We start from the raw sequence: 20,298 nt of genomic DNA, 5'->3' as shown, positions 1-20,298 counted from the left end.
ACGGGGCGTCACACCGCTTATTGGCCGGGCGACGAAATCGGGGGTATGGACGAACCACGTCGGTCCGCCGCCGACCGAACCCCCCTCGGGTCGGCCCGCGACCGCCTCCGCGAGGCCGTCGCACCGGTCGACCGGACCGAGACGCTGCCGGTCAGCACCGCCGTCGGCCGTCCGCTGGCCGATCCCGTCGTCGCACGCCGCCCCGTTCCCCACTACGACCAGGTGGTCCGCGACGGCTTCGCCCTCCGGGCCGCCGACACGACCGACGCGAGCGACGCTGCGGCCGTCACGTTCGCCGTCGCCGAGGCCCTGGACGCGCCGGCATCGCCCGATGCCGACCAGGGGGGAACCGACACGGATCAGCAGCGGGCCGACAGCGACCGCCCCGCGGCCGTCCGCGTCCACGCGGGCGACGAACTCCCCGGCGGTGCCGATGCCGTCGTGGGGCGCGAGGCGGACTCCGCCGCCGAGGACGACCTCGAAACGGTCACCGAGACCGACGGGGAGCTCTCGGTCACCCGGCCGGTCGAACCCGGGAGCGGCGTCCGGCCGACGGGCGCCGACGTTGGCGCCGACGAGACGGTGCTGCCGGCGGGCCATCAGCTGACCGCGTCGGATCCCGCGCTCTGTACGGCGGTCGGACGGACGCGGGTCGACGTCCGCCAGCGGCCGACAGTCGGTATCGTCCCGACCGGGGGAGGGCTGGTCGGCGGTGACCCGGACCCCGGCGAGGTCGTCGAGACCGACGGGACGACCGTCGCCGAGTTCGTCGAGCGCTGGGGCGGGAAGGTGACCTACCGTGATCCGGTCCCGACCGACAGGAACGCCCTCCGTGCGGCCGTCGAGCGCGACCTGACGAAGGATCTCCTCGTGACGGTCGGCGGGACGGGGAGCGGAGAACGCGACCGTATCGTCGACGTCGTGGAGAACCTCGGTGACGTGCTCGTCGACGGCGTGGCGCTCGAACCCGGCGGGACCGCCGCTCTGAGTGTCGTTCGAGAGCGACCGATTCTGTCGCTCCCCGGCGACCCGGTGGCGGCGTTCGTCGCGACGACGCAGTTGGTCGGCGACGCAGTCACTCGACTCGCCGGCCGGGACCCGCCGGCCCCGGTCACAGAATCCGCCGACCTCGCCGCGCCGCTCGACGGGACCGCCGGCGTCGCCTCGGTGGTCCCGGTCGCGTTCGAGGACACCGCGAACGGGGCGAACGCGACGGACGCGACGGAGCGGGCCGTGCGACCGGTCGCGGACGAACCGCTCTCGACGCTCTCGCGGGCGGACGGCTGGGTGACGGTGCCGAGCGACCGCGACACCGTGCTCACGGGCGAAACGGTTTCCGTCGAGCGCTGGGAGGCGTTCGTATGAGCGACCGCACGGAGTTCCGCGACCTCGCCGACCCGGAGCGCGCTCGCGACGTCGTCGCCTCGCTGGACCTGTCGGCCGGCAGCGAACGCGTCCCGCTGGAAGACGCACGGGGGCGCGTCCTCGCCGAGCGAGTCGACGCGACGCTGGACGTGCCCGGGTTCGACCGCGCCGCGATGGACGGTTACGCCGTCCGGGCGCCCGACACCTACGGCGCCGACGACGCCCCCGTGACCCTCCCGGTGGTCGGGAGCGTCCACGCCGGCGAGACGCCCGACGTCTCCCTCGACGCGGGCGAAATCGCCGAGATTTCGACCGGCGCCGTCATGCCCGAGGGCGCCGACGCCGTCGTGATCGTCGAGCGGACGGAGGAGGTCACCGCAGAGTCAGACGACGGAGCGGGAAGCGACGACGACCGCCGCGTCCGCATCGAGACGGCCGTCACGCCCGGCGAGAACGTGATGCTCGCCGGTGCGGACATCGCCGCCGGCGAGCGCGCGCTCGGGCCGGGCACCTCGCTCACGCCCCGCGAGATCGGTCTGCTCTCCGCGCTGGGCGTCGACGAGGTACCGGTCCGCGCGAAACCGCGGGTCGCCATCGTCTCGACCGGCGACGAACTCGTCCGCCCGGGCGGCGACCTCGACAGTCGCGCCGGCCAGATCTACGACGTGAACAGCTACGCCATCGCGACAGCCGTCGAGGAGGCCGGCGGCGACCCCGTCGTTTACCCCCACGTCGGCGACGACATGGACGCGATGGAGCGGACGCTCGTCGACGCCGCCGCCGACTGCGACCTCGTCCTGACCTCCGGGTCGACCAGCGCCAGCACCGTCGACGTGGTCTACCGCGTCATCGAGGAACAGGGCGACCTCCTCCTCCACGGCGTCGCCATCAAACCCGGGAAACCCATGCTCGTCGGCCGCATCGGCGGTGACGAGGGCTCTGGAGATGGCGCGGAATCTTCTGGCGCCGCCTACGTCGGCCTGCCGGGCTACCCCGTCTCGGCGCTGACCATCTTCCGAACCTTCGTCGCGCCCGCCGTCCGCTCGGCCGTCGGACTGCCCGACCCGCGGACCGCTCGCGTCGACGGGTCGATGGTCCAGCGCGTCCGCTCTGAGGAGGGGCGCCGCCGACTGCTCGCCGTCGGATTGGTCGAGGACGCCGCCGGCGAGACCCTTGTCTACCCCGTCGACAAGGGGAGCGGCGCGACGACCACCCTGACGGCGGCCGACGGCGTCGTCGACGTGCCCGCCGACACGAACGCCGTCGCGTCGGGCGAGCAAGTGACCGTCGACCTGTTCTCCCCGGACGTGTGCCCGCCGACGCTGCTGGGTGTCGGCGAGGACGACCCCGCGCTCTCGCGCCTGCTCGACGGCCTCGACCGCCCGCGGTATCTCGCTCGCGGGTCTCGCGGCGGCCTCCGCCAGTTACGGGACGGCCTGCCCGACGTCGCCGTCGTCGCCGGTCCGTTCGACGCCGAGAGCGAGGGCGTGGCCGACGCCGTGGAACTCGGGGGGTGCTCCCGCGAGTGGGGACTCGTCGTCCCCGATGGGAATCCGGCGGGAGTGGAGGGGCTGGCCGACCTCGTGGATCAGGACCTGTCGTTCGTGAACCGCGGAACGGAGTCGGGCCTGCGGACCAGCCTCTCGAACGCACTGGCGGATCTGGCCGACGAACGCGGTACTGAGCGGCGTGCGGTTACGGACGCGATTTCGGGGTTCGAACTCGCCGCGCGCGCGTTCGAGAGCCCCGCGCGGTCCGTGGCCGCCGGGGATGCTGACGCGGGGCTGGGTCTGCGCGCGACCGCCTCGAAGCTCGGGCTGGGGTTCGTATCGGTCGGGACGCAGTCTGTGCGAGTGCTCGCGAATCCCGACCGGACGGAGAAAGCGAGCGTTTCAGAGTTGGAGGAGGCTCTGGGCGACGTGTCCGACGTTCTGGACGGACTCCACGGCTTCGAGAGCGAGTGAGTGGATCTGTCTCTTCGATCTGAGACGGTATCTCTACTGCAACCGACGACGAGCGACGAAAGCCCTCGACCCGCTCGCTAGCAGTTCTCGCCACTGTAACCGGCAGCAAGCGACGAAAGCCCTCGACCCGCTCGCTAGCAGTTCTCGCCACTGTAACCGGCAGCAAGCGACGAAAGCCCTCGACCCGCTCGCTAGCAGTTCTCGCCACTGTAACCGGCAGCAAGCGACGAAAGCCCTCGACCCGCTCGCGGTCGCTGTACGACATATCTTCGCTCGCTGGCGCTCGCTCAGATAGGGGTCGCACAGCGACTCCCCGAGGGCGCGACCGGGCCTCGCCCTTTCAATCCACCAGGACCGCACACGCGCAGCACCGCGCCTCACACCTCCCCAACCGACTCACTCGCTCGCTTCGCTCCCTCGTTCGTCCCTCGCACGATGCTGTCGCGCCATAAACGGCGCGACAGCGCGCGCCACAGCGACCGCGACTCGACTTCGAAACCTGTCGATTCCCGATTCAGAGCTCGTCGAAGCCGGACACGCGGTGGTCGCCGAGCACGCACTGGCCGCGTTCGATCGGGTCGACGCGGTCGACGTGGATGGCGTCGATGCCGGCGTTCCACGCGGCGCCGGTGTCGTCGGGGTCGTCGCCGACCAGCGCGCCCTCGTGACCGTTGTACCCGACGCCCATCCGGTTCATGGCGAGTTCGACCGGCGTCGGGTCGGGCTTCCAGCCGGTGTCGTCGTCACAGCAGACCACGGTGTCGAACCAGTCGGCGATGTCGTGATACTCGAGGAGCGGTTCGGTGAGGTACGACTGGCAGTGGGTGACGAGCCCGGTCGGGCCGTCGAGGGCGCTCAGGAAGGCCGCGGCGTCGTCGTAGACGAACGTCGACTTCGCGCGGGCCATCGGGTCCTCGACCTCGTGGAACGCGTCCCAGAACTCGTCCGGGTCGAGCCCCTTCCGCGCGAACACGTTCTCGCGCGCGCCGCCGACGCCGTACCACAGGTGGTCGGCCTCTCGCTCGGTGAACCCGCACCCCAGTCTGTCGCCGACCCGCTCGACGACGCTCCGGGGGTAACTCGGCTCGACGTCGACGACCGTGCCGTCGAGGTCGAACAACCAGAAATCGTACGCGTGGCCGGCCATGGGATCACTACACTACGTGAGTGCGCTGTAAGTACCTTCTGGCGGGATTCTCAGGACCGAGAACCGGCGCGTCCGGATCGGGCGGCCGGGACCGGGCGGATTTATGCTACAGAGGCTTCAGGTTGCTGATGAACGATGGGCCTGTGGACGCTGGTCACCGACCCGCGGACGTTCTTCGACCGCCGGCAGGACGACTACTCGCTCGTGGGCCCGGCCCTCGTCGTCTCCGCGCACGCGCTGCTGGCGCTACTGACGACCGTCGTCCTCCTCCGGTCGGTCGGCGACGTGATAACCGGTATCGAGGCCGAGCAGATCGTCTACGCCGCCGGAAGCCAGCGGATCTCCGCGCCAAGACAGATCGTCCTCGCGCTGTGGGGGACCGGCGTGCTCTACTTCGTCCTCTGGGTCGTCGTCTCCCTCGTCACGTACCTGGTCTCTCGCTACTACGACGGCACGGGCTCGTTCCGACGCGTCCTCGCCTTCGTCGGCTGGACGCTCGTCCCCACGCTCGTGCCCATGCTCGCCACCTCGGTCGTGATGATCGCGCTCTTCCTCGACGCCCCGACGTTCGAGTCCGAGGCCGCCGTCGAGCAGTGGGCCCGGGCGAACGTGGTCGGTAATCCGGTCCGCGTCGCCCTCCAGGCCCTCCGCCCGCTCTTCACGCTCTGGATGGTGTACCTGTGGGTGCTGGCCGCCGAGTACTCCCGCGAACTCACCCGACGCCAGGCGCTCGTCTGTGTCGCTCTCCCCGGCGCCATCGCCGGTCTGAACGCCCTCGGGAACCTCGCCGGCCTCGCGGCGCAGGCGCTCGGTCTCGTCTGAACGGGGACGACCCCCGAGCGGCGTCGCTCACACGTCGTCGGTGACGTGGATCGAACTCCCGAGATATTTCGAGAGCGCCTCGTCGACCGAGTCGGCGTTGAACGCGTCGAGGTCATCGGCGACCGCCGCCCGGAGGTCGTCGAGATACGCCTGGCTCGTCCGTAGCTCCCGGAACGACACCGTATCGACGGCCGTTCCGAGCGCGTCCTCGGTCACCTCTCGCATGTACGCCTCGTCGCCGCACTCGCCGTGCCAGAGGTTGTCCCGGAAGTAGCGCCACCCCGGCTCACCGGGCTGGTCTGCCTCCCTGAACACCGTCGTCTCGAAGGTGTCCGGTTCGGCCCACACCCCGTCCACGTCGGGGTCGAGCCGGACGGTCACTCGGAAGACGTAGGCCGCGTCCGGGCGTCCCGCCCCGGACCCATCGCCCCGGGTCTCGTCCCCCGGCGTCATCTCACTGGAGGTCGTCGAATCGCTCGGCCAGTTCGACGTCCTTGTCCGTGATCCCGCCCTCGTCGTGCGTCGTCAGCCGCACCTCCACCTCGCGCCAGCCGATGGTCATCTCGGGGTGGTGGAACGCGTCCTGTGCGACCCCGCCCGCGCCCGCCGCGAACCCGACGCCGTCGAGGTACGCGTCGAACTCGTACGTTCGGACGATCTCGTCGCCGTCGCGCTCCCACTCGGCCGGTAGCTGCTCCTCGATCTCCTCGTCTGAAAGCAGGTCTGCCATGTTCGAACGGTGGAGCGGTATCCGCATCAAAGTTCGGCCGACGGGCGGGAACTGCTGGTGACTTTCGAGTACGTGTCGATGTGACCGCTACTCGACCTGCTACCGCAAACAGCGTGAAAGCCCCCGCAGTCTCCGGTCGATGGGCTCGCTGCGCTCCTCACTTCGTTGTCGTTCGAAAGACGGCTTTGCCGTCTTTCGTGATGTCGTCAGATTCCGGAGGAATCTGACTGCAAGCGGGAAATCTACGATTTCCCGCAATGACGAGAGAGCTTCGCTCTCTCGAACCACGGTGCTTACGTCGCCCGTCTTCCCGGAGACTGCGGCCCCTTTCATTCCCGCCCAGGTCTGCTGGTTCAACAGTCTGAGTGGGTGGGAATGAAAGGGGCGACCCGTTCGACGAAGGAAGGTGATGCAAGCACGCGACCGCAGGGAGCGCGCGCAGCGAGCCTCCCGAGTCGAACGGGTCGGGGCTTTCACGCTGTTTCCGGTCACGGTCGACACGGCTGTTGCTCGGAGTCGGAGACCACACACAACGCTGCTAGAGAGAACGGCACCTAGTCGTCGCCCAGCTGGTCGAAGACGGCGTCGGGCATCTGGTCGCGGATGTGCGCGGGGATCTCGTCGCCGTCAACCGCTTCCTCGCTCTCTCCGCCGAACTCGGGGTCGAACAGCTGGAGCGCGGTGTTGATGGTCGACCAGTCGTCCTCCTCGGCGGCGTCGCGGAGGCTCTTGGTGGGCGCGGCGAGCAACTGGTTGACGATAGCGTCGGCCATCGCCTCGACGACCTCGCGCTGGTCGGCGTCGAGGTCGGCCTTGCCGAGCGCCGTCTCGACCTCCTGGGCCTTCACGCGCTCGGCGCTCTCGTACATCGCCGAGATGACCCTGTCCGCCCGCTTTCGCTTGTACTGGGCGAGCAGGTGGTCGAACTCCACGTCGATCAGGCCCTCGACGACCGTCGCGGCCTCCGCGCGCTGGGCGCGGTTCTCGTCGGTGACCGTCTTCAGCGCGTCCAGGTCGCGGACGGTCACGTCCGGGAGTTCGGTCACTCTCGGCTCTACGTCGCGGGGCTGGGCGATGTCGACGACGAACGTCTCGCCCGAACCGGCGACGGTCGACTTCTCGAACACGTAGTCCGTGCTCCCGGTCGCGGTCACGACGACCGCGCTCTCGTCGACCGCGTCCGCGACGTCCGCGAGGTCGACAACTGTCGCGTCGGCGTCGACCGTGTCCGCGAGGTGTTCGGCCCGCTCCGCGGTGCGGTTGGCGACGTAGAGGTGGTCGACCCGCGTCGCGAGCGTCTGTGCCGCGAGTCGCCCCATCTCACCGGCGCCGACCACGAGCGCGGCTTCGCCGTCGACGCCGACTTCGTCGTCGGCGAGTTTGACCGCGGCGCTCGCGAGCGAGACCGACCCCTCGTTGATGGCCGTCTCGGTGCGAGCGCGCTCGCCGACGTGGATGGCTTTGGTGACGCCCTCTTCGAGGAGCGACCCGATGCCACCCGCCGCGAGGGCGTCCTCGTAGGCGTCGCCGACCTGGCCGAGTATCTGGTCCTCGCCGACGACGATAGACTCCAGTCCGGCGGCGACCCGCATGAGGTGCCGGAGGCTCTCCTCGTGGCCGAGTTCGACGAGCACGTCCTCGGGGACTTCCTCGAAGAAGACGTCGAGCGCCGCGCGGCCGTCGGGGCCGTCGTTCGTGACGACGTAGGCCTCGACGCGGTTGCAGGTCTGGAGGACGTACGCCTCCTCGACGGCGGGGACCGACAGCAGGCGCTCGACGGCGCCGCGCTGGCTCTCGACGGTCGCCGCTTCGAGCTCGTCGACCGTCGCGCGGTCGATGTCCACGCTCGCCGCCGAGATGACGCCAGTGCCCACCGTCACGCGTTCTCACCTGTCACGTCCGAAATCACGTCCGCTGCCACTTGTCTCCCATTCGGTACCCCACTATCTAAAGCCTTCCAAACCGCGTCCGACCTGACAACCGCCCGCACGGCCTCGCGCCGTACCGCCGGCTCCACGTCCTCCGCCTGTAGCTCCGCGCGGATCTCGCCGGTCAACTCCGCCATCGCGCCCGCGTCGTCGATCTCTGTCTCGATCGTCTGGCGGAGGTATCGACTCAGCGCCGGGCTCGCGCCGCCCGTCGCCACCGCCGCCACGACCGGGTCGTCGCGGACCGTCGCCGGCACGACGACGCTCCCCGCGTCGCGCTCGCCGTGCTGGTCGGCGCGGTTGACGAGGACGCCGCGGTCACGTGCGGTCGTCTCGATCCGCTCGTTCAACTCGTCGGAGTCCGTCGCAGCGACCACCAGGGCCGGGTCCGTCCGGTCGAACCAGTCGGGTACGTCGTCGGGGCCGGGCGCCTCGCGGACCAGCTCCGCGTCGCCGAAGTCGGCTCGACTGGCGTCCGTGCCGCCATCTCCCTCTGCCTCGCCGTCGCCATCGCCGTCCACCTCGGCGAACTCCGGGCTGACGACGACCACCCGCGCCTCGCGGGCGAACCTGCGGGCCTTCCGGGCGCCGACGCGGCCGCCGCCGAACACCAGCACCGTCTCGCCCTCGAAGTCGTGGAGCAGCGGGATCACGACTGGACTCCCTCCCGTCTCATGCGGTGTTCGCGTCGGCGCGTTCCTCGATGCGGATGCCGGTCTTCTTGAGGATACCCGTCGAGAACAGCGTGTCCCAGTCCTCGTCGGTCACGTCCCAGTGCTCGGCCATCTTCTCGCGGACCTGCTCGACGCGGGCCTCGCTCTCTTCCTCGCTGCGGCCGTGGGTCATCGCGAAGAAGTTGTACTCCCAGACGCCGTCGTGGCGAGGCCGCCGGTAGCAGTGAGTCACGAAGTCGAAGGCCGCTATCTCGGGGCCGACCTCGTCGACGACGTCGCCGGGGACGTTCCAGACGGTCATCCCGTTCTCGGAGTAGCCCAGCGAGTAGTGGTTCGGGATGACGCCCACGCGGCGGACCTTCCCCTCCCGGTCGAAGCGCTTGATCGTCTCCAGTACCCAGTCGACGTCCTCGCCCAGCGCCTCGGCCACGTCCCGGTAGGGCGTCCGCGTCGTCGGCAACCCGCCCTGAATCTCCACGACGAGGTCGCGCTCCCGCGGCGTCAGGCTGTCGCGGTCCTCCGCCTCGACCTCGGGACCCAGATCGGACAGGTCGATCCCGCCGTCGACGTCCTCCAGGGGGCCCTCGACGGGGAACTTCGCGCCGACGTGGAACTCCCGCTGTTTCGGGAGGTTGTAGGTCTCCTGGCCGGTCTCCGCTTCGATCTCGGCGAGTACCTCTGCGACGCGGTCCTCGTCGGCGACGCTGACGACGAACCACATGTTGAGATGCGGGTGTTCGCGCTCGTAGTTGTGCGCGACTTCGGCGTGGGCGTTGACCTGCTCGGCCACCTCGTCGAAGCGCTCCTCGGGAGCGTGCATCGCGACGAGCGTCGCCGTCCCGCCGATGGCCTCGGCGTTGATCAGCGCGCCGAAGCGAGTGAGGACGCCCTCCTCGTCGAGACGGGAGAGGCGGTCGTGTAACTCCTCGGCGGTCACGTCCACGCCGTGGTCGGCCAGCGCGGCGGCCGCCGACTCGTAGGGGTCCGCGACGACCGGGAACCCGCCCTGATAGGCGTTGAGGATCGCCCGGTCCGTCGCGTCGAGGTCGGTCATACCGGATACTCGGGAACGGATCGGTATAAACGGCCCGTCTACGGCAGGTTCCAGGGCCGATCGGTGACGGCGGGCCGATCGCCGGGCCGCACCGCCACCGCTCCGCACCGCACCGCCACCGATCTGCACTGCCTCGACCGGTCGCGCCCACCGTTCAGGGACAGTCGCCCGCCTCGAACGACTCCGGCTCCGACCCCTGATCGACAGCCCGCATCTCGCCGCTGTCGAGATCCACCAGCATCGCCCGACCGCCGTACTCGTGGGTCTGGTCGTGGCCGCGGACGACGACACAGGCGACTTCCGCGGGAATCTCGACCGTCTCGGACCGCGTGAACGGATCGGTCGAGTGCGGATGGGCGAGGTCCCGCCGACCCAGTCGCTCGCCGTCCAGTGTCTCCACCTGCCACCAGTCCGCGTAGCCGTCCTCGCCGTCGTCGTCGTGATAGAGAGTGACCGAGAAGCGAGAGGCGCCGTCCGATTCCTCGAACTCGACGTCGGTGACGTTGGCCTCCCGGAGGTCGAGGGCCGTGTCGGTCCGGGTCGACTCCGCCGAATCGGCGGTTTCGGATGTCGCCGACGGAGTTTCATCTGGGTTGGCCGTCGACTCTCCCGCCTCGTCGTCGGCCGAGGCCCCCGCTCCGTCACCGTCCTCGGGGCTGTCGACGCTCTCTGGCGGCGGGTCAGTCGTGGTCTCGGTCTCGAAGGTCGCACAGCCCGCCGTCCCGGCGACCGCGAGGGCACTCAGTCGGAGGACCACCCGCCTGCTCCGCTGGGGACCGTCAGTCATGTCGACGACTCCGTCCGGTACGCTGAAAAGAATGTCCCGCGACTGCGACCGCTCCGCAGAACTGGCAGAGAGGAGCGGACCCGACAGGGTCGCTTACTCGAAGACGAGGCCTTCGCTGTCGTCGCCGTAGAGCGGGTACTCCTCGCAGAGGCCCTGCACGATCTCGGCGACCTCGGCCTTCACGTCCTCGTCGTCGGGGTTGTCGATGACCTCGGCGATGCAGTGGCCGACGGTCTCGCAGGCGTCCTCGTCGAAGCCGCGGGTCGTCAGCGCGGGCGTGCCCGCGCGGATGCCCGAGGCCACGAACGGCGAGCGGGTCTCGCCCGGGACCGTGTTGGCGTTGAGGACGATCCCCACGTCTTCGAGCGCTTCTTCCGCCTCCTTGCCGGTCACGTCGGGGTGGGAGTCGCGGAGGTCGACGAGCACGAGGTGGTTGTCGGTGCCGCCGGAGACCAGCGAGAAGCCGTGCTCCTGCAGGTGGTCGGCCAGCGCCTGCGCGTTGGCGACGGTCTGCTCGGCGTACTCCTCGAAGTGGGGCTGGAGCGCCTCCTGGAAGCCGACGGCCTTGCCGGCGATGTTGTGCATGAGCGGCCCGCCCTGCGTGCCGGGGATGATCGCGCTGTCGATGGCGTCGCCGTACTCCTCGTCGGCCATGATGATGCCGCCGCGGCCGGCGCGGATCGTCTTGTGGGTCGACCCCGTGACGAAGTCCGCGACGCCGACCGGCGAACTGTGCACGTCCGCGGCGACGAGTCCCGTGATGTGGGCGATGTCCGCCATGTGGTAGGCGTCCACGTCGTCGGCGATGGCCTGGAAGGACTCCCACTCGACCTCGCGCGGGTACGCGGAGAAGCCCGAGACGATCATGTCGGGGTCGAACTCCTCGGCCTGGGCGCGGATCTCCTCGAAGTCGAGGCGGCCCGTCTCCGGGTCGACCTCGTACTGCTCGACCTCGTACACCTGGCCGGCGAAGTTCTTCGGGTGGCCGTGCGAGAGGTGACCGCCGTGAGTCAGGTCCAGCGAGAAAATCTTGTCGCCGGGTTCGAGCATCGCCGTGTAGACGGCCATGTTGGCCTGCGAGCCAGAGTGGGGCTGGACGTTGACGTACTCGGCGCCCCACAGCTCCTTCGCGCGGTCGATCGCGAGCTGTTCGACGGTATCGGCGTGTTCGCAGCCGCCGTAGTAGCGTGCGCCCGGGTACCCCTCGGCGTACTTGTTCGTGAGCACGGAGCTCTGTGCCTCCAGGACCGCCTCGCTCACGTGGTTCTCGCTGGCGATCATCGCCAGCGTGTTGCCCTGACGGTCGACCTCCGCCTCGAGCGCGTCGGCCACTGCCGGGTCCACCGACCGGACCGTATCGTAGTTCATGCTTGCCTGTCGGCGACGCGCCGTCAATAATCTACCTTTTCCGCGCTCCGCGTGCGTCGAACGCCCGGCGTCGACCGGAGCGGACTAACCGAGGGAGGCGAACCGAATCGCCGTCGAACGGGTGTGCTCGGGTCAATTCAGCGATGGCTGGCGGTAAAATTAAGTGTGATAATGCGAAACAGGATAGCTATCAGATGAGTACGAACTTTCTCGAAGGCGACGTCGGTGCCGTTCTCGCTGGCGTGGTTCGGGACAGTAGCGGCCTCGTGTACGCCGTCAACCCGACCCGGGAGACTATCTCCGAACTGATATTCTGTCTCCACGACGTCGCGGATCCGCCGACGGTCAGACTGCTCGCCCCCGGCGACCCGATCAAGGACGTGATGGCCGACTTCATCGTCGCCGGCCACGCCGCGGATCTCCTTGCCGCCGACACGCTCGAACTGCGGGTCCTGACCGAGGCCCCCGAAGCCTCCCTGCTCGTGACCGAGTCCGCCGTCGTGTCGCTCGTCGCCGCGGACGACCGCGTGGGCGGGCTCACGGCGACCGACGAGGCGTTCGTCTCGGCGATGCGCGACCGCTACGAGCGCGAGTGGGACGAGGCCGAGCCGTACTCGCTTCGCACACCGCCCCTCTCGCGTGTCCGCGAGACGCTCGCGGCCGACATCGGCGCCGACACCGCCGAGGACTTCGACGACCTGCTCGACTCGCTCCCCGTCGCGAAAGGCGACGGCGAGGGGTTAGACGAGGTCGCCATCTCCCTGCTGGTCGCCGCCCGGAACGGCCAGTTGCTCTACGACATGAGCAAGTGGGGCGAGGACGTCGGCCTCGCCAGCAAGGCCACGTTCTCGCGGATGAAGACGCGCCTGGAGGACAGCGACCTCGTCGAGACCGAGAAGGTGCCCATCGACGTGGGGCGGCCCCGCCTTCGCCTCCGACTGGCCAGCGACGACCTGAAAGACGCCCCGATCCCGGAACTGGCGTCGATCGCACAGCGCCGGCTCGACGAGTGAGTCCCCGGGCTTTTCTACCCACCGTACCCTCCCCGTACCCATGACAGTCGGACTCGTCGGATCTGGCCCGGCCGCCGCGGCCGTCGAGGCGGCGCTGGGCGACGTGAGCGAACCCGTGGAGCGGGTGGACGTGGCGGACGTCGGCCCCGGCACGCGCCTCGGCGTCGTCGTCGACCACGCCGGAGCGGCGACCTTCGAACGGGCGAACGAACGGGCACGGGACGCCGGGACGCCCTGGTTCGCCGTCGAACTCGGCGGCATCGGCGGCGTCCCCGTCGTCGACGCCTCCGTCACCGGCTTCGACCCCGACGGCGCCTGCTACCGATGCCTCTCGGCCCGCGTCGAATCCAACGTCGCCGCCGACGCCGACCCGACGGCCGCTCCCTCGGACGCGACCGCGCGGTTCGCCGGCGCCGTGGCCGGCCGCCGCGCCGCGACGTTCCTCGACCCCGCGGCGTCGGACCCGCTCGGCACCGTCGTCGAACTCCCCCACGCCGAACGCGAGTTCCTCCCGGTCCCCGGGTGTGCCTGCGGCGCGGACCGCGACCGGACGCTCGACAGGGACTATCTCGACCGCGACGTCGAAGGCGCGCTCGCCCGGGCCGAGCGCGGCCTGGACGACCGCGTCGGCGTCGTCCAGCAGGTCGGCGAGGCCGAATCCTACCCCGCGCCCTACTACCTCGCGCAGATCTGCGACACCGGCGCGTTCGCCGACGCGACCGCCTCTCGACAGGCCGCCGGCGTCGACCCCGGCTGGGACGCCGCGTTCATGAAGGCGCTCGGCGAGGGATACGAGCGCTACTGCGCCGGCGTCTACCGCGGCGAGGAGTTCAAGACCGCCGCAGCCACCGACCTCGCCGACGCCGTCGCCCCCTCCGCGTTCGTTCGCCCCGACGACTGGACGGGGAACGGCGACGGCGTCGATTCGGGCGGCGACCGCGCCGAACGCCCGTGGGTCCGCGGGACCGACCTCGTCACCGACCGGCCCGTCTCGCTCCCCGCGGAGGTCGTCCACTACCCACCGCCCGAGCGGACGATCCGTCCCGCGGTCACGACCGGGCTGGGACTCGGGAACTCCTCGGTCGAAGCGCTGCTGTCGGGCCTCTACGAGGTCGTCGAACGCGACGCGACGACCATCGCCTGGTACTCGAACTACGACCCGCTCGGCCTCGAGGTGGCCGACGACGGGTACGAGCGCCTGGCGGCCCGCGCCGGCGCGGAAGGGCTGGACGCGACTGCCCTCCTCCTCACGCAGGACGTGGACGTCCCCGTCGTCGCCGTCGCGGTCACCCGCGAGGAGTGGCCGAAACTCGCGCTCGGCACCGCCGCCCACCTCGACGCCGGCCGCGCCGCGCGCAACGCACTCGCCGAGGCCGTCCAGAACTGGGTCGAACTCGACGGCATGGGCAGAGAGAGCGCCGCCGACGCCGACGGCGCGATCGCCCGCTACGCCGGCAGACCGCCCGTCGTCGACGAGTTCGTCGACCCCGACCAGTCGGTGCCCGCCGACTCCGTCGGCCCGGAGTCCGTCCCCGGGGGCGTGGAGCATCTCGACGCCGTCCTCGACCGGGTCGTCGACGCCGGCCTCGCTCCCTACGCCGCCCGGACCACCACGAGGGACGTCCAGCGACTCGGCTTCGAGGCCGTCCGCGTCGTCGTCCCCGGCGCACAGCCGCTCTTCTTCGGCGACCCCTACTTCGGCGAGCGCGCCCGGACCGTCCCGGCCGACATGGGCTTCGAACCCGCCCTCGACCGCGATCATCACCCGTACCCCTGACGCGGTGACGGATCTCTCCACCGACAGGACGAGCTCCATCGTACCCCGTGGCACCCCGCTTTTCCTAATCGGGCGACGGCGCGTAATTTGCCAAGAAAGCGACTGATGCGAGAATTTATGCCGGAGCATGTCCATAGTTGACATGGCACCTGGCGTCGCTTCTGCAGGCTCGAAGCGGTTCGTCAGAGGAGCGTATCATGGTATCCGAGTTCGACCTCCCGTGTACAGACTGCGATCAGCAACTGGTTCGGACCGAAGTCGCGTCCCCGTCGAACGGGGGCGAGTTGACCGTGGCCGAGTGCCCGACCTGCGGGAGCCGGTACTACCCGGAGTCGGCGCTCGAACAGGTCTGACGACACTGTTTTCCGGTACCAACGCGCCCCGGAGCCGTGCGGCCGCGAGAACGGGGCCGACCGCCGGACCGATTCAGATCGCGAGCGTGACTCGCAGGATGTCACGCGTCCCCGGACCGAGCCCGACCGCCGTCGCGGCGACCAGCAGGAGTATCGAGTACCGGGGGCTCTCGTCGAATATCCGCTCGTCGAACAGCCACACGATAGCGACCGCGACGACGAGTTTCACGACCAGGAAGGGCCACGACGTCCCGATGACGGCGGCGATGGACCCCGGCAGGTACTGCTCGGTGATCTCGATGATGATCCGGTTGGCCGGGTGTTTCGCGCCGTAGGTGAACGGATGGCCCAGCGTGGTCGTCCAGTCGGCGGCGATGACGTTCGCGACCCCGTCGATCGCGTGCGCCCAGATGACGACCAGTCCGATCTGGCCGGTCCCGGCGTTGATCTCCGGTTTGTACCGGTCGACCGCGAGGTAGATGACGTACGCGAGGACGGTCGCGATCACCACGTCCAGCACGAGTATCTGCGGGAAGAAGTCGACGTAGTCGGCGGTGATGGCCAGTCCGAACAGGTACGCGAGCGTCAGCCCGAGCACGCCCGTCCCGATGATTCCCATCGTCCGATGGCGGTCCGCGACGGTCCCGGTGGATTCGAGTCGCGCGCTCACCAGCAGCGCGGCCAGCGTGATCACGAACACCGTGACGTAGATGATCGGACTGATGAGTAGCGTGTTCAGCGGGAAGCCGATCGCCGGGTCCACACCGGCGGCCGTCGCCGCGTCGGTGGCGTCCTCGACTACCCGGAGCGCCCCGCCGAACAGCATGAAGGGGACGAGCGAGAAAAAGAGCGCGCGGTCCTGACCGAGCGCGAGTCGGTTGAGGAGCAGGAGCACCCCGATGATGAGGAACACGAGCGCGACCATGTACCCCACCTCGGAGACGGTCGAGTACCCGGTGTAGGCGACGACGCCCGTGGATTCGGCGGCCTGACAGGCGGCGTCCCCGCCGAGTAGTTCGATTCCGTCGCCGGTCTGGACCGCACAGCGGGCGTCGTTCGCGTCCGAGTACACCGGTCCCCAGAAGTACTGCCAGATGAACCGGTCGTACACCTGCTCGGTGGCGACGAGAGAACCGCCGACGAGCGCCGCCAGCGTCGCGACGAACGCCGCGAGCCAGTTGCGCTCCGTCAGAACCTGCTCGCTTTCCATGCCCGCAACCCCGCGCGTCTCGCTGTTTAGCCTTCCGGTCCTTCCCGCAAGCGCCTCACTACCGTGACTCCGCCGCCCGCGCCACCTCGCAGACGACCTCGTGTGCCTCCCCGTTGCTCGCCACGATTCCCTCGCTCTCTCGCGTCCACTGTTCGCCCGCTAGATCCGTCACCGTCCCACCGGCCCGCCGGACGAGGTGGATCCCCGCCAGCGTGTCCCACGGGTCCGGCGTGTACGTCGCGAACGCGGCGTCGAGTTCGCCGCTCGCCACGAACGCCAGCGTCGTCTGCATGCTCCCGAACCGCCGGAAATCCCCCAGTCGCTCGACCACCGCTTCGGCGATGGCCCCCAGCTCGGCGCCCGCGTCGCGTTCGAACCGCCCGACCGGCGCCGCCGCGAACGTCTCCGGGTCCGTCCGGTCGCTCACCGCCAGCGCGTTCCCGTTCCGGGTCCCCGGCCCGTCGCCCGCCGCGTACACGTCCTCCGTCGCCGGGAGATAGGTCGCCGCCGCGACGATCTCGCCGTCGACCACCGCCGAGATGGCCGTCGCCCACGTGCGAAGGCCGCGCGCGAAGTTCGCCGTCCCGTCGATCGGGTCGACCACCCAGGTGTCGCCGGACTCCGGCACCGTCGACAGGATCTCGACCGCCTCGCCGGGCGTCCCCAGCGGCACCGCGTCCTCCTCACCAACGACCGCGTCGTTCGGGAACTCCGCCCGTAGCGTCGAGACGGCCTGTCGCTGGGCGTCGCGGTCCGACTCGGTCACCAGATCGTTCTTGTCCGCCTTCGTCTCCACCGCCAGGTCCCCTCGGAAGGACTGTCGAGCGACGGCGCCGCCCGCCCTGGCCGCGCGCTCGGCCACCGCTACTCTCCTGTGTGCGTCTGTCACATCTGTCCTCCGAGTGCTGGACAAATAGGTGCCACGCCATCTTTTCTAGAGAGGAGGTCCTCGCACGCCGGCGGCGCCCTGCGGGAACCCCCTCGGCTAAAACACGGGTGAAAAGCGCGAGCGACGGAGCCGCTCGCCTGAACCGGCGCCTCCGGTGCTGGATGCTCGGTGCAGCCCACAGTGAACAATTGCGGTGGCGCGCGCTGTCGCGGCGTTCATGCCGCGACAGCATCGTGCGAGGGACGAGGAGCACAGCGAAGCGAGCACCGCAGTCGGTTGGGGAGGCGTGAGGCTGTCTGCGGTTCTGCCCTGGCGGATTGAAAGGGCGAGGCGCGCTCGCGGGCGAAGCCCGTAGTCGACTGAGCGGCCCCTATCCGCGCGAGTGCGGCGCGGTGCAGGTGTTCGAGCGCGGATATGCCGCTTGGTTCGAGAGCGAAGCTCTCTCGTCATCCCGAAAATCTTCGATTTTCGGAGACAGCGACCGAGAGCGCGCCGAGGGCTTTCAGTACTCGCTCTCGACTGCGGTCACTCAAACTCGACTACCTTCCACAACACAAACTCTCGAAACAACTTATCAACAAGCACAGCTGCTGAACGCGATCCGTCGGCTAAAACCCGCTAGTCCTCGGCCTCGTCGGCCATCTCGATGATCGACTCGGCGATGTCCCGGGCCTCCTCGGGGGTGTACAGCGTCTGGTCGCCCCACGACTGGTCGATACGGACATACCCGTCTCTGGTGTCGATGTCGAAAAAGGCAGTGTGTTCCAGCGGTGGCACATCGAGCGGGTCCCGTGCCGTGTCGTCCGTTGCCATATCTCACGTTCGGGACCGAAATGTGATAAGTTTGGTCCCGACTTCCGCATTACTGGACTGGCGTCTCGCTCCCGGGTAGAAGTTTTGCGAGGGAAGACCGCTCCGAAGCGGGCTTCCTGCACTGGCGAGGGACCGCGTGGGTCCGAGCAGTGCGAGGGAAGGGATTTGAACCCTTGGACCCCTACGGGAGCGGATCTTGAGTCCGCCGCCGTTTCCAGGCTTGGCTACCCTCGCACGCAGGCCCACGTTCGACTGAGATACTTGAATAGGCTACGATGTCGTCGTCCGGCGGCGAGCGCCCGGAGTACGCGAGACCTAGCCGCTCGGGTCCGGTCGTCTCTCGCGTTAGCCAGCGCCGAACGGTTCTCGGTGTCGCAGTAACCTCTCGGAACCGACGAAACGGTTTCCGGGACTCTTGCGGGCACGTCGGTAACGTGTAGACGATGCAACGGACCACAGCAGCCGTCTTCGTGACCGCGTTACTCCTGATCGGGAGCGTCGGGGGCGTGATGGCCCTCGCGATTCCCGACGGGGACCCCGCACAGCAGTCGAACCAGCAACAGGCCGCGTGCGACTACGAGGCGCTGTTCGACCGAACGATCGACTCCGTCGTCTCCGTCCGGACCACCACCGGACAGGGGTCCGGCTTCGTCTACGACGCCGCCGACGCGTCCGGCGTGAACCAGACCGGCGACACCCACATCGTGACGAACGCCCACGTCATCCGCGACGCGGCCACCGTCGAGGTCCAGTTCGACGAGAACGAGTTCCGGACCGGAACCGTCGTCGGCCGGAGCACCTACGCCGACCTCGCCGTGGTGAACGTCTCCGACGCCCCCGAGAACGCAGAGGGCCTCTCCGTCGCCGACTCCGACCCCGACCGCGGCGAGAAGGTCGCCGCGCTCGGCAACCCCCTCGGCCTCGAAGAGACCATCACCCACGGCATCGTCAGCGGCGTGAACCGAAGCCTCCCGACCCAGCGAGGCTTCGAGATCCCCAACGTCGTCCAGACCGACGCGCCGATCAGCCCCGGTAACTCCGGCGGCCCGCTCGTCACCTGTGACGGCACCGTCGTCGGCGTCAACACCGCCGGCATCGCACAGCAGGGCGCCGAGAACATCGGCTTCGCCGTCTCCGCGTCGGTCATCGAGCGCGTCGCCCCTGCGCTCGCCACCAACGGCTCGTTCGACTACCCCTACCTCGGTATCTCGAGCAGGCCCGTCACGCCGGCGGTCGCCGAAGCCAACGACCTCGACCGAACCGAGGGCGTCGTGGTAGTCTCCACCGTCGACGACGGACCGGCCAGCGGCGTGCTCCGCGGCGCGACCGGCTACGGGAACGCCTCCGGCCAGATCGTCCCCGTCGGCGGCGACGTGATCCGCACCATCGACGGCACGACGGTCACCACGAGCGAAGACCTGGCGACCTATCTCGTGACCGAGACCCGACCCGGTGAGACGGTCGAGATGACTGTCCTCCGCGACGGCCAGGAACGGACCGTGAACGCGACGGTCGGAGAACGACCCGCACCCGGCACGTCCTGAGGGGCGACCGACGCGTTCGACCGGCGAACATGTATCTCCGTTCGGTCCGTCTGTTCGACTATGAACGACGAGACGGACGAGAGTCCTGTCGCGACGTCTGGGCCGTCGAGCGGACGCGATGAGAGCGATGAGACCGTACAGGTCTGGCTCGTCGAACGCACCTACTCCGACGACGAACAGAACATCATCATCCTCGTGTACGCGACCCCGGACGGCCGACGGTACTTCCGCAAGGAGCGCGCGCTCACGAGTTTCAACGACGTCCGAGAGACGACCGCCGCGGTCGACGTCTCACCGGACAACCTCGGAGAGGTCACTGACGAGGAAGAGCGCGACCGCTACGCCACCGAAGCGACCCGCATGGCCGAGCAGTACGATCCCGACGAATCGATCTGACCGCCCTCAGTCGTCTAGCCCCTCGAACGCCGCCACGCGCTCGCGCCACTCTCCGGGGATGGGCCGTGACTCGCGAGTCTCCGGGTCGACGAACACCTGCGTCGTCTCGGCCTCGGCGACCAGCTCACCGCCCTGCCGGAGTTCGTACGCCATCGTGAAACTCGACTCGCCCAGTCGGACCACCGAGACCGCGACGTCGACGGTCGTCAGCTCCGTGACCGACGACTGGAAGTCGATGTCCAGTGAGACGACGACCGCCGAGAACTCGTCGATATCGTCGAGTTCGAGCACCTCCTCGACGTACGCGACCCGCGCCTCCTCGCAGTAGGTCCCGTAGACGACGTTGTTGACGTGGCCGTACGTGTCCAGGTCTCGATACCGCACCGGCACCTCGTGTTCGAAGACGGCGTCCATGCCACGACGGTCGACCGGTAGCGGGTTAACAGCCACGGCTCACCGAGCCA

The 20,298-nt window shown here is 69.3% G+C and carries 20 protein-coding genes and 1 tRNA gene; 8 read left to right on the top strand and 13 right to left on the bottom strand.

Annotation, left to right across the window (positions count from 1 at the left end):
- The first annotated feature begins 45 nt into the window (after window positions 1–45).
- Window positions 46–1,365 (top strand): molybdopterin molybdotransferase MoeA, encoded by a 1,320-nt coding sequence (locus D1409_RS13905; protein WP_123537575.1) that lies wholly within the window; start codon window positions 46–48, stop codon window positions 1,363–1,365.
- A complete protein-coding gene (locus tag D1409_RS13900; RefSeq protein WP_123537574.1) occupies window positions 1,362–3,329 on the top strand; it encodes a molybdopterin biosynthesis protein in 1,968 nt (655 codons plus the stop codon). Before D1409_RS13905 ends, D1409_RS13900 begins: the two co-directional genes overlap by 4 nt.
- 514 nt (window positions 3,330–3,843) lie before the next feature.
- Here the strand turns inward: D1409_RS13900 and D1409_RS13895 are convergent.
- Entirely contained in the window at window positions 3,844–4,476 is a 633-nt protein-coding gene (locus D1409_RS13895) for an HAD family hydrolase (protein ID WP_123537573.1), read from the bottom strand.
- Window positions 4,477–4,611: 135 nt separating this feature from the next.
- On the opposite strand from D1409_RS13895, the gene D1409_RS13890 reads away from it, so the two are divergent.
- Complete coding sequence (locus tag D1409_RS13890) at window positions 4,612–5,298, top strand: YIP1 family protein (protein ID WP_123537572.1); 687 nt, start codon at window positions 4,612–4,614, stop codon at window positions 5,296–5,298.
- Window positions 5,299–5,325: 27 nt separating this feature from the next.
- On the opposite strand, the gene lwrS is transcribed toward D1409_RS13890, so the two are convergent.
- The 7 genes from lwrS to glyA all read right to left on the bottom strand — a co-directional run bounded on the left by lwrS (window position 5,326) and on the right by glyA (window position 11,839).
- Entirely contained in the window at window positions 5,326–5,751 is a 426-nt protein-coding gene (gene lwrS, locus D1409_RS13885; RefSeq protein ID WP_123537571.1) for an LWR-salt protein, read from the bottom strand.
- 1 nt (window position 5,752) lies between these two features.
- The gene (locus D1409_RS13880; protein WP_123537570.1) at window positions 5,753–6,028 is read right to left on the bottom strand and encodes a 4a-hydroxytetrahydrobiopterin dehydratase; all 276 of its coding nucleotides are present in this window, start codon (window positions 6,026–6,028) and stop codon (window positions 5,753–5,755) included.
- A 554-nt stretch (window positions 6,029–6,582) separates the two neighbouring features.
- A complete protein-coding gene (gene hemA / locus D1409_RS13875) occupies window positions 6,583–7,908 on the bottom strand; it encodes a glutamyl-tRNA reductase (RefSeq protein ID WP_123537569.1) in 1,326 nt (441 codons plus the stop codon).
- Window positions 7,905–8,609, bottom strand: a complete 705-nt coding sequence (locus D1409_RS13870; RefSeq protein WP_123537568.1) for a precorrin-2 dehydrogenase/sirohydrochlorin ferrochelatase family protein — start codon at window positions 8,607–8,609, stop codon at window positions 7,905–7,907. Before D1409_RS13870 ends, hemA begins: the two co-directional genes overlap by 4 nt.
- 19 nt (window positions 8,610–8,628) lie before the next feature.
- The gene (gene ahbB / locus D1409_RS13865) at window positions 8,629–9,684 is read right to left on the bottom strand and encodes a siroheme decarboxylase subunit beta (protein WP_123537567.1); all 1,056 of its coding nucleotides are present in this window, start codon (window positions 9,682–9,684) and stop codon (window positions 8,629–8,631) included.
- A 154-nt stretch (window positions 9,685–9,838) separates the two neighbouring features.
- Window positions 9,839–10,471: a hypothetical protein gene (locus tag D1409_RS13860; protein ID WP_123537566.1), complete on the bottom strand. Its 633-nt coding sequence runs from the start codon at window positions 10,469–10,471 to the stop codon at window positions 9,839–9,841.
- A 93-nt stretch (window positions 10,472–10,564) separates the two neighbouring features.
- Window positions 10,565–11,839 (bottom strand): serine hydroxymethyltransferase, encoded by a 1,275-nt coding sequence (gene glyA / locus D1409_RS13855; RefSeq protein ID WP_123537565.1) that lies wholly within the window; start codon window positions 11,837–11,839, stop codon window positions 10,565–10,567.
- Window positions 11,840–12,033: 194 nt separating this feature from the next.
- Between glyA and tbsP the strand changes: the two genes are divergently transcribed.
- The 3 genes from tbsP to D1409_RS24565 all read left to right on the top strand — a co-directional run bounded on the left by tbsP (window position 12,034) and on the right by D1409_RS24565 (window position 14,982).
- Complete coding sequence (tbsP, locus tag D1409_RS13850) at window positions 12,034–12,852, top strand: transcriptional regulator TbsP (protein ID WP_123537564.1); 819 nt, start codon at window positions 12,034–12,036, stop codon at window positions 12,850–12,852.
- Window positions 12,853–12,892: 40 nt separating this feature from the next.
- Window positions 12,893–14,629, top strand: coding sequence for a YcaO-like family protein (locus D1409_RS13845; RefSeq protein ID WP_123537563.1), 1,737 nt, complete (start codon window positions 12,893–12,895; stop codon window positions 14,627–14,629).
- Between the two features lie 197 nt (window positions 14,630–14,826).
- Window positions 14,827–14,982 carry a hypothetical protein gene (locus D1409_RS24565; protein WP_164471687.1) on the top strand — a complete coding sequence of 52 codons (156 nt, stop codon included), beginning with the start codon at window positions 14,827–14,829 and terminating at the stop codon, window positions 14,980–14,982.
- A 73-nt stretch (window positions 14,983–15,055) separates the two neighbouring features.
- Here the strand turns inward: D1409_RS24565 and D1409_RS13840 are convergent, their stop codons facing one another.
- The 4 genes from D1409_RS13840 to D1409_RS13825 all read right to left on the bottom strand — a co-directional run bounded on the left by D1409_RS13840 (window position 15,056) and on the right by D1409_RS13825 (window position 18,128).
- On the bottom strand, window positions 15,056–16,192 hold the full coding sequence (locus tag D1409_RS13840) for a DUF63 family protein (RefSeq protein WP_123537562.1): 1,137 nt from the start codon (window positions 16,190–16,192) through the stop codon (window positions 15,056–15,058).
- A 58-nt stretch (window positions 16,193–16,250) separates the two neighbouring features.
- Entirely contained in the window at window positions 16,251–17,081 is an 831-nt protein-coding gene (locus D1409_RS13835) for an inositol monophosphatase family protein (RefSeq protein WP_123537561.1), read from the bottom strand.
- Between the two features lie 618 nt (window positions 17,082–17,699).
- The gene (locus D1409_RS13830) at window positions 17,700–17,894 is read right to left on the bottom strand and encodes a hypothetical protein (RefSeq protein ID WP_123537560.1); all 195 of its coding nucleotides are present in this window, start codon (window positions 17,892–17,894) and stop codon (window positions 17,700–17,702) included.
- A 150-nt stretch (window positions 17,895–18,044) separates the two neighbouring features.
- Window positions 18,045–18,128: transfer RNA gene (locus D1409_RS13825), tRNA-Leu, on the bottom strand.
- A 209-nt stretch (window positions 18,129–18,337) separates the two neighbouring features.
- On the opposite strand from D1409_RS13825, the gene D1409_RS13820 reads away from it, so the two are divergent.
- Entirely contained in the window at window positions 18,338–19,438 is a 1,101-nt protein-coding gene (locus D1409_RS13820) for a S1C family serine protease (protein WP_235853557.1), read from the top strand.
- 60 nt (window positions 19,439–19,498) lie between these two features.
- The gene (locus tag D1409_RS13815) at window positions 19,499–19,834 is read left to right on the top strand and encodes a hypothetical protein (protein ID WP_123537558.1); all 336 of its coding nucleotides are present in this window, start codon (window positions 19,499–19,501) and stop codon (window positions 19,832–19,834) included.
- 6 nt (window positions 19,835–19,840) lie between these two features.
- Here D1409_RS13815 and D1409_RS13810 read toward each other — a convergent pair whose 3' ends face one another.
- Entirely contained in the window at window positions 19,841–20,248 is a 408-nt protein-coding gene (locus D1409_RS13810; RefSeq protein WP_123537557.1) for an acyl-CoA thioesterase, read from the bottom strand.
- Window positions 20,249–20,298 lie beyond the last annotated feature (50 nt).

It is taken from the genome of Halosimplex salinum (assembly GCF_003730195.1).
Classification (GTDB): Archaea; Halobacteriota; Halobacteria; order Halobacteriales; family Haloarculaceae; genus Halosimplex; species Halosimplex salinum.
The sequence above is the reverse complement of the archived record's forward strand: the minus strand, read 5'-3'. Positions and strand labels throughout refer to the sequence as shown.

Bases quoted from the DNA above. Each gene is read 5' to 3' on its own strand.
- D1409_RS13830 (WP_123537560.1), bottom strand. From the start codon at position 17,894: ATGGCAACGGACGACACGGCACGGGACCCGCTCGATGTGCCACCGCTG.
- ahbB (WP_123537567.1), bottom strand. From the start codon at position 9,684: ATGACCGACCTCGACGCGACGGACCGGGCGATCCTCAACGCCTATCAG.
- D1409_RS13810 (WP_123537557.1), bottom strand. From the start codon at position 20,248: ATGGACGCCGTCTTCGAACACGAGGTGCCGGTGCGGTATCGAGACCTG.
- D1409_RS13860 (WP_123537566.1), bottom strand. From the start codon at position 10,471: ATGACTGACGGTCCCCAGCGGAGCAGGCGGGTGGTCCTCCGACTGAGT.
- D1409_RS13840 (WP_123537562.1), bottom strand. From the start codon at position 16,192: ATGGAAAGCGAGCAGGTTCTGACGGAGCGCAACTGGCTCGCGGCGTTC.
- tbsP (WP_123537564.1), top strand. From the start codon at position 12,034: ATGAGTACGAACTTTCTCGAAGGCGACGTCGGTGCCGTTCTCGCTGGC.
- D1409_RS13815 (WP_123537558.1), top strand. From the start codon at position 19,499: ATGAACGACGAGACGGACGAGAGTCCTGTCGCGACGTCTGGGCCGTCG.
- D1409_RS13890 (WP_123537572.1), top strand. From the start codon at position 4,612: ATGGGCCTGTGGACGCTGGTCACCGACCCGCGGACGTTCTTCGACCGC.
- lwrS (WP_123537571.1), bottom strand. From the start codon at position 5,751: ATGACGCCGGGGGACGAGACCCGGGGCGATGGGTCCGGGGCGGGACGC.
- D1409_RS13905 (WP_123537575.1), top strand. From the start codon at position 46: ATGGACGAACCACGTCGGTCCGCCGCCGACCGAACCCCCCTCGGGTCG.
- D1409_RS13900 (WP_123537574.1), top strand. From the start codon at position 1,362: ATGAGCGACCGCACGGAGTTCCGCGACCTCGCCGACCCGGAGCGCGCT.
- D1409_RS13880 (WP_123537570.1), bottom strand. From the start codon at position 6,028: ATGGCAGACCTGCTTTCAGACGAGGAGATCGAGGAGCAGCTACCGGCC.
- D1409_RS24565 (WP_164471687.1), top strand. From the start codon at position 14,827: ATGGTATCCGAGTTCGACCTCCCGTGTACAGACTGCGATCAGCAACTG.
- D1409_RS13820 (WP_235853557.1), top strand. From the start codon at position 18,338: ATGCAACGGACCACAGCAGCCGTCTTCGTGACCGCGTTACTCCTGATC.
- D1409_RS13895 (WP_123537573.1), bottom strand. From the start codon at position 4,476: ATGGCCGGCCACGCGTACGATTTCTGGTTGTTCGACCTCGACGGCACG.
- glyA (WP_123537565.1), bottom strand. From the start codon at position 11,839: ATGAACTACGATACGGTCCGGTCGGTGGACCCGGCAGTGGCCGACGCG.
- D1409_RS13845 (WP_123537563.1), top strand. From the start codon at position 12,893: ATGACAGTCGGACTCGTCGGATCTGGCCCGGCCGCCGCGGCCGTCGAG.